This is a genomic window from Butyricimonas faecihominis (assembly GCF_033096445.1).
GTDB lineage: Bacteria > Bacteroidota > Bacteroidia > Bacteroidales > Marinifilaceae > Butyricimonas > Butyricimonas faecihominis.
In genome coordinates this window covers 2,160,956-2,174,367 of record NZ_AP028155.1, presented here as the reverse complement: position 1 = coordinate 2,174,367, position 13,412 = coordinate 2,160,956, and the positions used below count along the sequence as shown (strand labels likewise).

Genomic DNA, 13,412 nt, shown 5'->3' with positions numbered 1-13,412 from the left:
TCGAGTATGAGATATTGGATTTTGATTTTATTGGTCGGTTGGTGTTGTTCGGTGAAAGCCCAATACGGAAAGATGTCCAAGGAGATAATGGATGTGTTTCACTCCATTTCAAGTGATGAAATCATGGAATATGTTCATGAGTTATGCAAGAAAGAATATAACGGACGGCTTGCCGGAACGGGAGAATATATGAAATGTGCTTTTTGGTGCGCAGAACAATTGTGTGATTTCGGGTTAGAACCTGCGGGGGATGATGGTTCTTATTTACAACATTTTCGGATGCCTACGACGAGTTTGATCGATTGTAGATTGAAAAAAGTGGGAAATGAACAAGAATATGTCTTCCCGCGGGATTTTTATCCGGGGATGAACTCGGATTCGGGGAAGGTGGAAAATGCAGAAGTGGTATATGCTGGGTATGGAATCACGGCCCCAGAATACGGGTATGACGATTACGAGGGGATAGATGTAAAAGGAAAGATTGTGATCATTGAACGGGGCATACCATACCGGGATAAGGATGAAAAGAAACGTTTTGATCTTTATATGCGCTATGCTTCCGAGAGTTATAAATTGCCTCAGGCTTTGAAGAAAGGTGCGGCAGCGGTGTTGTTGGTTGGAAAACTGGCACACACGGGAATCGCTTTTTCGAAAGGAATGATTTATACCCACGTGGATCCTTCCATGGTGGATGAGTTGGTTACAAAAGCCGGGTATACGCGGGACGGGTTGAAAAAACAGATCAGTGAGAAACAAAAGCCCTGTTCTTTTAATACCGGATGTCGTTTGAATATGGATGTTGTGACTCGTCACTATCCTTATGCGACCACCTGTAACGTGATCGGCGTGATCAAGGGCGTGGATACGACTTCTTCCATTGTATTGGGGGCACATCTCGATCATTTGGGCAACAATGGACTGATATTTCCCGGTGCTTTGGATAATGCTTCCGGAGTTGCTTTACAATTGGCCGTGGCGAAGGCTTTGGCCGCTAGTGGAATCAAACCGGAGAAGAATATCGTGTTCGCTTTTTTCGGGGCGGAGGAAAGAGGCATAAAAGGAGCGATTCATTATTTGAATCATCCTACGTTTCCACTGGACAAAACCATGTGTATGCTGAACATTGATATGGTTGGAAATGGAAACGGTTTGTCGGTTTGGGGAGCAGAAAGCTTTCCCGCAGTGGCAAAAATATTTGCTGAGGTGAACGATCGATGGTTACATCGGGAATTTGAGGTAACTCCTTACGAGCGGGCCGTGAGTTATTCTCAGGCGGATGGTGATGAATTTTCCAAACGGGGGATTCCGGCCTTATATATTGCCACGACCGAGGAGTTGAAACCGATGTATTATCATGATCCGAGAGATCAGGCTGAAACATTGACTCCTGAAATTATGGAGGATGCGGTCAGAATGTTGTTTCTGGCATTACCGGAGATTGTAAAAATCAAAGGTGTTCTGAGAGAAAAATAGACGTGTAAATTATAAAATTTAAATGTATGGATGTCGCTATTGTAAAAGTAGAAAATCTTTCTCATCGCTATAGTTCCCAGTGGGCTATACAGGATATTAGTTTTGAGATTAACCAGACGGGAGTCCTTGGATTATTGGGCTCGAATGGAGCCGGGAAATCGACCACGATGAATATCATGTGTGGCGTGTTGAAACAGACGAAGGGAGAAGTGTATATTAATGGTGTGAGTTTGCGGGATAACCCGGTGGAGGCGAAGAAGCATATCGGTTTTTTGCCGCAGAAACCGCCTTTACATCTGGATTTGAATGTGGATGAGTATTTAACACATTGTGCTTATTTGCGTTCCGTGGAGCCCAAGCATATCAAAGCTGCCGTGGAGAAGGCGAAGGATAAATGTGGAATTATGCATTTCAGCAAGCGTTTGGTACGTAATCTTTCCGGGGGATACCAGCAGCGTTTGGGAATAGCGCAGGCTATCGTGCATGATCCGAAATTCGTGGTGTTGGATGAACCAACGAACGGGTTAGATCCCAACCAGATCGTGGAGATCCGGAATTTGGTAAAGGAGATTGCCGTGGATCGGGCCGTGATGCTTTCCACGCATATTTTGCCGGAGGTGCAAATGACTTGCGATCAGATCCGGATGATTGAGTCCGGGCATATGGTGTTTGCGGGGACGATGGATGAATTTAATAATTACATCAAACCGGATTCGTTAGTCGTGTTGATGGATGCTCCGCCAAGTGAAAACGAACTGCGGGCTATTCCGGGAATTGTGGGTGTGGAAAATTTGACAAACAAGCGCTTCCGTTTGCACTTTGACACAATGGATGCTATTTCGGAAAAAGTGATCGAAGCGAGCGTGGCTAACGGATGGCATTTGCAAGAGATCAATATGGAAAAGAGTTCCTTGGATGTGATCTTTGCTAAATTATCGGGTAAAAAAATCAATTAATATAGAATCTTATGAGAAAAATATATAGAATAGCAAGAACGGAATTGCAAACCTTGTTCTATTCCCCTATAGCTTGGTTAATTCTTATCGTGTTCACCTTCCAGACTTGTATGGTTTTCGTGCAGGAAATGGAAGGATATGTAAGGTCTCAAGCCCTTGGTTACGGAGTGTATAGTGTTACTTCCCGCTTGTATGCGAGCTGGACGGGTGTATTCTCGAATGTCCAGAATTACCTGTATCTTTATATGCCATTGCTGACGATGGGGTTGATGAGCCGAGAGTTAAGTAGTGGTTCGATAAAGTTATTGTATTCGTCTCCGGTTACCAGTTGGCAGATTATTTTCGGGAAGTATTTGGCTATGGTGATTTATGGGTTAGTGTTGATTGGTATTTTGTGTGTGATGATCATATTCAATTTGTTTACGATTGAAAATATGGATTATGGGTTAGTCTTTACTGGATTACTGGGAATTTACTTGCTGATTTGTGCTTATGCGGCAATTGGGTTGTTTATGTCCTGTCTAACTTCTTACCAGGTGGTTGCAGCTATCGGTACATTGGCCTTATTGGCAGCACTGAATTTTGTTGGCGGGATGTGGCAAGGGATTGATTTGATACGTGATATTACGTATTGGCTTTCTATATCCGGTCGTGCGGATGAGTTGATTGCCGGGTTGATTTGTAGTGAAGATGTGTTGTATTTTGTCATTGTTATAGCTGTCTTTTTAGGTTTTAGCATACTTAAATTACAATCCGGAAAACAGAGGACAACTTGGTATATGACATTAAGTAAATATGTCGGTGTTTTCTTGATTGCGATATTTCTGGGTTATTTGAGTTCTCGTCCGGCGTTGAAATTCTTCCATGATTCTACAGCCACGAAAATAAAGACTTTGACTAAAAGTAGTCAGGATATCATGAATAAGATGACCGGTGATCTGACGATAACGACTTACGTGAATTTGTTGGAAGATAATTGTTGGTCGGGACTTCCGGTTAGCCGGAATGGGGATATTGGGCGCTTCGCACAATATATTCGTTTTAAACCGGATATTAAAATGAAGTATGTGTATTACTATGACCGGACTTATAATCATGCGGCATTGCAACAGCGTTATCCGGGATTGAGTGATGAAGAGATTGTGGAAAAATTGTGCGAGACGATGAATCTGAATCCGAAGATGTTTATGAAACCGGAAGAGTTTCATAAGATTATAGATTTGTCGGATGAGTACAATCGTTTTATCCGTGTGTTAGAGCGAGGCAGCGGGGAGAAAACTTTTTTACGGGTATATGAAGATAATCAGAAACATCCGCATGAACGAGAGATTTCTGCGGCGATGAAACGTTTGGTGATGGATTTGCCGAAAGTCGGTTTTGTGCAAGGACACGGGATGCGTGATATATGGAAAACAGGGGATTTGGATTATTATAATTTTGCTCATAATAAGATATTCCGTTACTCGTTGTTGAATCAAGGTTTTGATGTGACAGCCTTGACATTGGATCAGGATGTTCCGGAAGATGTGAATGTGTTGGTTATTGCCGAGATGAAGACCCCGTTCTCAGATGAAGAATTGGAACGTTTGAACAGGTATGTTGAGAGAGGGGGTAATTTGTTGATCGCGGGTGATGCCGAGAGGCAAGAGGTTATGAATCCCGTGGTGGCTCCATTCGGAGTGAAGTTCCTACCCGGTCGTTTGGTACAATCGGGGGAACATGTAGCTAATTTGATCGTGGGGAACGTGACGCGGGAAAGTTGTGATTTAAACTATATGTTTAGAGATATGTTCCATGTTTACACTGTTACAATGCCGGATGCGGTGGCTTTGGAATGTGACACTACTAAAGGATTTACAGCAACCCCTCTGTTGGTGACTAAAAATAAAGGAAGCTGGATCGAATATAAGACGACGGATTTCGTGGATGACAAAGCCGAGTTGAATCCGGAAGACGGGGAAGTAGAACAAGCCAATTTGACGGCTTTGGCGTTGAATCGTAAAGTTGGGGATAAAGATCAGAAAATCATTATTCTTGGTGATGCGGATTGTATCAGCAACGGAGAGATCAGCCGTCAGAGGTCGAATATAATAGCATCCAACTATTCTTTTATAAATGCGATGTTCTTCTGGTTGTCTGATAATGAAGTACCTATCGATGTTCGTCGGCAACCGGCTAAGGATAATGCCGTACACGTGAGTATGGACGGAATGTCAGTGGTGAAGGTTGGATTCTTGGGAGTATTGCCTATCTTGTTGTTACTATGTAGCGTGTTCATTTGGGTGAGAAGAAGAGGAAAGTAAAGGTGAACGATTAAATACGTGTAAGGTTCATCCGGTAAAATTAAAATACCGGATGAACTTTTGTTATAGCTATTTTTATCACCCCGTCAAGTTTGTTTTCGAATATATGATAGGCTTTTTCGATTTCGTTTAATGGAAAACGGTGTGTGAGAAGTGGGGTGGTATCAATTTTGCCCTCTTCTATCAAGTGAAGAATTTCGGCACAATCGCAACCATCTACACCTCCGGTTTTGAACGTGAGATTTTTGCCATACATATTGGGTAACGGCAAAAGTTGCGGTTTGTCGTAGAGCGCAACCACGGTTACAATGGCGTTAGGGCGGGCACACTCCCATGCAAGATGGAAGGAATCATCGCTTCCGGCAACTTCTAGTACGACATCAGCCCCGCCATGATCGCTATGCTCAAGGACAAATTTTTGGCATGTTTCCGGTTCTGTTATTAATACATCGGGATAGTGTTCCCGGACAAACTGAATCCTTTCGGGGGATTTTTCACAGACAATAATTCGTTTCGGATTCTTCAACATTACACAAAGTAGCGTGCATATTCCGGTTGGTCCGGCTCCGATGATCAATACCGTATCGTCTTCCGTGATTTCAGAAATACGTGCAGCCCAAAAGCCGGTGGCAAGTACATCACCCACGAAAAGAGCTTGTTCGTCACTAACCGTATCGGGAATACGGTTTAGTCCGCTATCGGCATAGGGGACACGTACATATTCGGCTTGTCCCCCGTCAATGCGGCATCCCAAAGCCCACCCGCCATGAGGATCGGTACAATTGTTTACGAATCCTTTTTGGCAAAAGAAGCACTCTCCGCAAAAGGTTTCCACGTTAACGGTTACTCGGTCTCCGGGCTTTACGGTCGTCACGTCAGCTCCTGTTTGTTCTACAATACCCACCATTTCATGCCCAACGGTAATTCCTGGTACAGCACGGGGGACACTTCCGTGTTTGATATGTAAATCGCTGGTGCAAATACTTCCCAGTGTGACGCGAACAATGGCATCTCGTGAATCTTCTATTTGGGGAAGCGGCTTCTCTTGGAGCTTGAAATTTCCCTTGCTGATGTAGGTGTATGCTAACATAGGGGCGTATATCTATACTTTACTATTACAATTAATAAAAACCACTTTTTATTAATTACAAATATAGGGTATAAATCTCAAAAGAACACTTCGGGAGGTTTGAATTAGGAGAGAAAACTAAATTTTAATTGTAGCTTTTTAGTCCAAATATTCAATCACGCTCCATGTGCCGGTTCGATCAGAACCTTCTCTTTTAATTCTTCCTTTTTTGATTAGTTGAGATAAGTGGTACTTTACACTTCTCTCGGTACTGTTTAATAGATAGATCAATTCCTTTCTTGTGATAGTTGGATTTGATTGTATCGCATCAATTATTTGTTGCTGAAGCGTTCTGTTTTTCTGGATGTTTTTTCTTAATATACAGTTTGGAGATTAGAATCTATATATTAAGAAATTTTATGAATAGTCTCCCAAGTTGAGGGACAAATTGAAAGGTGAACATGATGGCTTTCAATTGAAATATTATTTTTTTTGTAAAAAGGCTAACATATTTGTTTTATTTATTAAGTTTGTATAATTAGTTCGAGCGTTTCGTATTTGTAGAGGGGATATTTGTTGTGTGTGTAAAAAATGAGGATTGGTAAATTGTAATATTCGAAGGTATGGCAACTCTTTTTCGTGAAGTAAACTATAAGTTACAAGCTCTTGTGAACGATATAGATATGGGAATTATTGGACTTCCTGACATACAACGTCCTTTTGTATGGAAAGATATTAAAGTGAGAGATCTTTTTGATTCGATGTATAAAGGGTATCCTGTCGGTTATTTATTGTTATGGGCAAATGCAAATGTTGATAATAGTAAATATATAGGTGTGGGAGGGAAACAGAAAATTCCAAATTTATTAATAGTGGATGGGCAGCAGCGATTGACATCAATTTTTGCTGTGATGAAAGGAAAAGAGGTGATTCGAGAAAATTTTAATAAAGAACATATTATAATTTCATTTAAACCTTTAGAAGAAAAATTTGAGATTCCTGATGCAGCTTCACGACGAAGTCCCGAGTATGTGCAAGATATTTCAAAATTATGGCAACCGGATTTTAAAGCGCATATTTTTATCGGGGATTTTATAAAAAATTTAGAGGCTTCTCGTGCTTTAACAGAAGATGAAAAAGCTAAAATATGGGAAACGATTCAAAATGTAAAAAATTTAGAACATTATTCTTTCTCGGCTTTGGAATTGTCTGCGAATATTTCGGAAGAAGAAGTTTCTGATATTTTCGTGCGGATCAATAGCCAGGGTAAAACTTTGAATCAAGCTGATTTTATATTGACACTGATGTCTGTTTTTTGGGATGAAGGAAGAACCGATTTAGAACGATTCTGTCATGAAACTCGTACTCCCAACCTGCAGGCGGCTTCTGCGTTTAATTATATCATAACTCCTAGTCCGGATCAAATGTTGCGAGTGTCAGTTGGATTATGCTTTAAGAGGGCTGTATTGAAATATGTATATAGTATTCTTCGGGGAAAAGATTTAGAAACAGGTACTTTTAGTGAGGAACGAAGGGAGAAACAATTTGAATTACTGAAAGAAGCTAATAAAAAGGTTCTTGATGTTACCAATTGGCATGAATATTTGAAATGTATCAAACAAGCTGGATACATAAAAGGTGATATTATAAGTTCGAAAACGACGATTATCTATGTTTATACGATGTTCCTAATTGGTCGGGAAGAGTATAAGATGGATATGTTTGAATTGCGGAAACTCATTTCTCAATGGTTTTTTATGTGTATCATAACTGGACGATATACCGGATCTCCTGAATCCCAGATGGAGTTTGACTTGTCTCAATTGCGAGGTGTTTATTCTGCAGAACAATTTAAAAATATTCTTTTAAATATTATAAACACGAAGTTTACAGATGATTTTTGGAATATTACTTTGCCGAACAATTTAGCTACTTCATCTGCGATAAGTCCTTCTATGTATGCCTACTATGCTTCTTTAAATATATTGAATGCGGATGGGTTGTTTTCAAAAATGAAAGTTCATGATTTGTTGCAGGAAGGTTTAAGATTTAAAAAGTCACCTCTTGAAATACATCATTTATTTCCGAAAGCATATTTGATAAGTATTGGCATTACCGAGCAACAGCAAACCAATCAGATAGCGAATTATGCGTTAGTTGAATGGAGCGATAATATAAAAATAGCAGATACAGCCCCGGCCGAGTATCTGCCTAAATATTTAAGTCGATTAACCCCGGAACAACAAAAGCAACAGTATTATTGGCATGCTTTACCCGATGGTTGGGAGCGTATGAATTACTTCGAGTTTTTGAGACAGCGTAGGAGTTTAATGGCTCAAACGGTGAAAGATGCGTTTAGCACTTTATAAGTAATCTCGATGCTTTGTTTTATGGAAAATAATGTGATATATTTTAATATATTTGTAAATGATCATTGTGGATTGATAGAGATATTTTTTGAATAGAAATGTAGGTAAATGTAACTTATGAAATCCATCACTTTTTTTGATCTTGAGATAGATGCTAATAGTCACGGTATTGCTGATATAGGGGGTATAAAAAGCAATGGAGAGACATTTCATTCTACTTCTATCAGAGATTTTTTGGATTTCTTAGATGGAACGGGATATGTATGTGGGCATAATATATTCAAGCATGATTTGAAATATATGGAAAAAGTGATGCCGGAAATAAACAGTTTCAATAGAGTGGATACACTTTATTTTTCACCTTTATTATTTCCTGCTCAACCATACCACAATCTTGTTAAAGATGATAAACTTGATCCGGAAAATTATAACAACCCTCTTAATGATTCTCAAAAAGCAAAGCGATTGTTTCATGATGAGGAAAATGCATTTAGGCAACTGGATGAAGAATTGAAACAAATTTATTATCTGCTTTTAAGTGATATAGAAGAATTTTCCGCTTTCTTTCGGTACATGGATTATTCTGCAAGCTCTTTGAAGGTAGAAACTTTAATTAGGCAAAAATTCAATGGAGAAGTTTGTGATAAGGCTGATTTTGAGTGTTTTGTACATCAGTATCCGGTAGAACTTGCTTATTGTCTTGCTTTGATACACGCTCGAAACCGTTATTCAATAACACCACGTTGGGTGCTTAAAAACTATCCAGGGGTGGAGAACGTCATGCATTTGTTACGAGGTAATCCTTGTTTAACGGGCTGTTCTTATTGCAGGCGTTCACTGGACATCCATGTGGCATTAAAGCGTTATTTTAATTTTGACTCGTATAGGAAATATGCGGAAGAGGCTTTGCAGGAAAATGCCGTGAAAGCTGCCGTTACCAATAAATCAATATTGGCAATATTTCCAACTGGTGGAGGAAAGTCTCTGACGTTTCAAGTGCCGGCACTCATGGCTGGAGAGAATATGAAGGCGCTTACGATTGTGATTTCGCCCTTGCAGTCGTTGATGAAAGACCAGGTGGATAATCTTGAAAAAAGTGGTATTACTGACGCTGTGACAATTAACGGTTTATTAGATCCGATTGAAAGAGCTAAATCTATCGAAAGAGTCGAAAATGGTTCGGCTTGTGTATTATACATTGCCCCGGAATCGTTACGTTCTAAAACCATTGAACGTTTATTACTTGGACGTAAAATCGCCCGGTTTGTGATTGACGAAGCACATTGTTTTTCGGTATGGGGACAGGATTTTAGACCGGATTATATGTATATCGCGGACTTTATAAAATTGATACAGGAGGAAAAACAGCTTAATGAACCCATACCGATCTCGTGTTTTACAGCCACGGCAAAGCAAAAAGTAATAGGAGATATAAAGGCGTATTTCAAAGATAGGCTTTCGGTGGAACTTGAACTTTTTGCTGCCAATACCTCTAGGACGAACCTTCATTATGAAGTTTATAATAATGGAAGTGACGAAGAAAAGTACAATGTGTTGCGTAATCTGCTAGAATCTAAGGATTGTCCGGTCATCGTGTACACGTCCAGAACACATAGGGCAGCAATGCTTGCGGAACAACTTCGAGAAGATGGATTTGATGCGCGTGCGTACCACGGGAAAATGGATGTGAAGCAGAAAAAAGAAAATCAAGATGCTTTTATGGCAGGGGAAGTTCGAATTATCGTGGCTACATCTGCCTTTGGAATGGGGGTTGACAAAAAGGATGTGGGGATGGTTATTCATTATGAGATTTCCGACTCTCTTGAAAATTACGTACAGGAAGCGGGAAGGGCAGGGAGGGATGAAAACATAACGGCTGATTGTTATGTCTTGTTTAATGAACAGGATTTGGACAAGCATTTCACGTTACTTAACCAGACTCGATTGAACCAGAAAGAGATTCAACAAATCTGGAAGGCTATTAAAAATCTTACTGGGTTCAGGTCAAAAATATCTAATTCGGCAATAGAAATTGCCCGAAAAGCGGGTTGGGATGATAATCTGAATGAAATAGAAACGCGAGTGAAATCTGCCATTGCGGCACTTGAGGAAGCAGGGTACTTGAAACGAGGTCAGAATACGCCTCGGGTTTTTGCAAATAGTATTCTAACGAGAAATGCGGAAGAGGCAATCACGAAAATTAGAAAGTCGTTCCGTTTCGATGATAAACAAAAAGAATATGCAACTCGGATCATAAAGAAACTGTTTTCGACGAGAAGTCGCAGGCATACTAACGATGAAATTGCGGAATCCCGGGTTGATTATATTTCCGATCATTTAGGCATTGCACGGGAAGACGTGATTCACATTATAAACTTGATGCGTGAAGAGCAAATACTGTCAGATGCAAAGGATCTTACCGCTTTTATAAAAAAGGGAGAAAAATGTAATCGCTCGCTTTCCATCCTTGAAACATATTGTAAAGTAGAAAATTACTTGCAATCGGTTTTAAATGAAGAGGGAAACACGTATAATTTAAAAGAACTTAATGAAGGAATATCAGGGGGGCAGGATAAAAATGTTACTCTTGATAAAATAAAAACGATTATTAATTTTTGGGATATACAGAAGTGGCTGAATCGAAAACGATATGATAGTAGTAATTATTCTAAAAATCATGTTGTTTTGGCGCTTAAACAGCCTAAAGAGAAGATCGAGGAGTGGTTGGAAAAGCGGCAACAGTTGGCAAAATTCATTTTGGAGTATATTTACGAGAAGAATAAAAAAATCATATTAGAATCCTCGAATGATGAGGTCTTGATAGAGTTCTCTGTTCTTGAACTGAAAAATGCGTACGAGAAACAGCAAGCTCTTTTTAAGGTGAACGTGGGACTTGCTGACGTGGAAAATGCTTTGTTTTATCTTTCTCGTATAGAGGCAATTAAAATTGAAGGTGGATTTTTGGTCGTTTATAACAAGCTAACTATTGAGAGATTAGAAAAGAATAATTATAAACAGTACACGAGTAATGATTACGGGAAACTCGATCAATTCTATAAAAATAAGACAGAACAGATCCATATTGTCGGAGAGTATGCGAAAAAGATGATTAGTGGTTACAAGGAAGCTTTACAATTCGTGGATGATTATTTCCGTTTAAATCATACTTCTTTTTTAAACAAATATTTTAGCAGTAGCAGGCAGAAAGAGTTGGCAAGGAATATTACACCGTCTAAATTTCAGCAGCTTTTTGGAGAACTATCCATTGAACAATTAAAAATTATCAGGGACAATAAATCTAAATATATTGTTGTTGCGGCTGGTCCGGGGAGCGGAAAAACGAGGGTGTTGGTTCATAAATTAGCGTCATTGCTCCTTATGGAGGATGTAAAGCACGAACAATTATTAATGCTTACATTCTCTCGAGCTGCCGCAACCGAGTTTAAGAAACGATTAATTAAACTGATCGGTAATGCTGCAAGTTTTGTAGAGATAAAGACATTTCATTCTTTTTGCTTTGATTTATTGGGATTTGTCGGTGATTTGGAGAAATCCAAGAATATAATTCGTGTTGCAATCGAAAAAATCAGTAGTCGGGAGGTCGAGTTGTGCAAGATCACCAAGACCGTCTTGGTGATTGATGAGGCCCAAGATATGGACAAGGATGAATTTGCCTTGGTGAAAGCATTGATGGGTTTTAATGAAGAGATGCGTGTTATTGCGGTTGGCGATGATGATCAAAATATTTATGAATTCAGGGATAGGGATGCTGATTCTAAATATTTGGAAAAATTGATCACGGAGAATGATGCCATTAAATATGAATTGATAGAGAATTATCGGAGTAAAAATAATTTGGTACTGTTTTCGAATGAATTTGTCAGATGTATTCAAGGTCGATTGAAGAAAGAACCCATTGTTGCCGTTCAACGAGATAACGGAAAAATAAAAATCACCTACTATAATAATACCAATAATCTTATTGTTCCCTTGGTTGAAGAGGTGTATGGTACGGGACTTATGGGTACAACTTGCGTGCTTACGAAGAAGAATGAGGATGCGGCACAGATTGCCGGATTGTTGTTGAGAAAAGGCTTGCGTGCAAAACTTATACAGTCTAATGATCAATTTAATTTGTACGATTTACAAGAGATAAGGTATTTTGTGGGACAATTTCATTCTGAATTTTATGCACCTAAAATAAGTGATGAGAAGTGGAAGTATGCCAAGTTGGAATTGCAAAAAATGTATGGGAAGAGTTCTAAGATTGAAATCGTTAATCGACTTCTTAAAGATTTTGAAGAAACAAATAAATCCGGTAGATATAAATCGGATTTAGAATTGTTTATAAGAGAATCCAAACTTGAAGATTTTTTGGAACAAGATGGGGAAACTATTTTTGTGTCAACGATGCATAAAGCGAAAGGACGGGAATTTGATAATGTTTTTTTACATTTGGAGGGGTTCCCCTTTTCTTCTGATGAAGAAAAAAGATTGCTTTACGTGGCAATGACTAGGGCAAAACAAAATTTATACATTCATTCGAACTGGTCGTATTGGAATCATGTAAATATGGAAATTGCTGAGAAAATTGTGAATAGTAATGATTATGGAGAACCTGATGAGTTATGTTTACATTTGGGGCATACGGATGTCTGGCTGGGGTATTTTATTTACAAACAACAATATATTGATGGTTTAACGAGTGGCGATGAGTTAGTATTTGAGGGAGATACTTGTTTTACTCGACAGAAACAACCTGTATTGAAATTCTCGAAAGACTTTTGGAAAAAATTGAAAATTTTACAACAAAAAGGGTATATGTTTAAAACGATCAAGGTCAATTTTATCGTGTATTGGAGATGTGATGAGAATAAAGAAATCAAGATTATACTTCCAGAACTTATCTTGAGAAAACTTTCTAAGTAAGGGAGAAGATTGTATTATTGTTATTGTCAAACCTACTATGAATACTTTCGATCATTGGTTATTAGTTATGTCAGAAATATTTGTGATTTTATCTAGCCAGCCATTCATTGCGATAAATGGAGAATGGGTAGCAATGATTAATTGAACATTTGGATTAAGTTTTCTAATAACCTAAATATCATCATTTAAGGTCCATTTTATATCTTTGTAACCAAATAATTTAGTAATCTCGATCTGCTTAATCTTCCTTGCTTCCATTTCGTTCTAGTATATTTGTTGTAAAATTAGAGAAAAGATAAAGAAGAAGCAAATA

Annotated in this window: 7 protein-coding genes; 5 read left to right on the top strand and 2 right to left on the bottom strand. The window is 38.9% G+C overall.

What is annotated here, in order from left to right; all coding sequences use genetic code 11:
* The first annotated feature begins 6 nt into the window (after window positions 1-6).
* The 3 genes from R8806_RS09055 to R8806_RS09045 are packed head-to-tail and all read left to right on the top strand — an operon-like array spanning window position 7 to window position 4,732.
* Window positions 7-1,473, top strand: coding sequence for a M20/M25/M40 family metallo-hydrolase (locus R8806_RS09055; RefSeq protein ID WP_124317841.1), 1,467 nt, complete (start codon window positions 7-9; stop codon window positions 1,471-1,473).
* Between the two features lie 26 nt (window positions 1,474-1,499).
* Complete coding sequence (locus R8806_RS09050; protein ID WP_151412145.1) at window positions 1,500-2,429, top strand: ABC transporter ATP-binding protein; 930 nt, start codon at window positions 1,500-1,502, stop codon at window positions 2,427-2,429.
* A gap of 11 nt (window positions 2,430-2,440) precedes the next feature.
* Entirely contained in the window at window positions 2,441-4,732 is a 2,292-nt protein-coding gene (locus tag R8806_RS09045) for a Gldg family protein (RefSeq protein ID WP_124318209.1), read from the top strand.
* 40 nt (window positions 4,733-4,772) lie between these two features.
* On the opposite strand, the gene R8806_RS09040 is transcribed toward R8806_RS09045, so the two are convergent.
* Complete coding sequence (locus R8806_RS09040) at window positions 4,773-5,822, bottom strand: alcohol dehydrogenase (protein ID WP_124318210.1); 1,050 nt, start codon at window positions 5,820-5,822, stop codon at window positions 4,773-4,775.
* Between the two features lie 138 nt (window positions 5,823-5,960).
* Window positions 5,961-6,137, bottom strand: a complete 177-nt coding sequence (locus R8806_RS20070; protein ID WP_353844631.1) for a winged helix-turn-helix transcriptional regulator — start codon at window positions 6,135-6,137, stop codon at window positions 5,961-5,963.
* Window positions 6,138-6,424: 287 nt separating this feature from the next.
* Between R8806_RS20070 and R8806_RS09035 the strand changes: the two genes are divergently transcribed.
* Together R8806_RS09035 and R8806_RS09030 are read left to right on the top strand one after the other, a co-directional pair.
* Window positions 6,425-8,170, top strand: a complete 1,746-nt coding sequence (locus R8806_RS09035) for a GmrSD restriction endonuclease domain-containing protein (protein WP_317715806.1) — start codon at window positions 6,425-6,427, stop codon at window positions 8,168-8,170.
* 117 nt (window positions 8,171-8,287) lie between these two features.
* Window positions 8,288-13,099: a RecQ family ATP-dependent DNA helicase gene (locus R8806_RS09030; RefSeq protein ID WP_124317902.1), complete on the top strand. Its 4,812-nt coding sequence runs from the start codon at window positions 8,288-8,290 to the stop codon at window positions 13,097-13,099.
* Window positions 13,100-13,412 lie beyond the last annotated feature (313 nt).

What these genes read in the sequence shown, in the direction of transcription:
- R8806_RS09055 (WP_124317841.1), top strand. Translation starts at nt 7, where the DNA reads ATGAGATATTGGATTTTGATTTTATTGGTCGGTTGGTGTTGTTCGGTG.
- R8806_RS09050 (WP_151412145.1), top strand. Translation starts at nt 1,500, where the DNA reads ATGGATGTCGCTATTGTAAAAGTAGAAAATCTTTCTCATCGCTATAGT.
- R8806_RS09045 (WP_124318209.1), top strand. Translation starts at nt 2,441, where the DNA reads ATGAGAAAAATATATAGAATAGCAAGAACGGAATTGCAAACCTTGTTC.
- R8806_RS09040 (WP_124318210.1), bottom strand. Translation starts at nt 5,822, where the DNA reads ATGTTAGCATACACCTACATCAGCAAGGGAAATTTCAAGCTCCAAGAG.
- R8806_RS09035 (WP_317715806.1), top strand. Translation starts at nt 6,425, where the DNA reads ATGGCAACTCTTTTTCGTGAAGTAAACTATAAGTTACAAGCTCTTGTG.
- R8806_RS09030 (WP_124317902.1), top strand. Translation starts at nt 8,288, where the DNA reads ATGAAATCCATCACTTTTTTTGATCTTGAGATAGATGCTAATAGTCAC.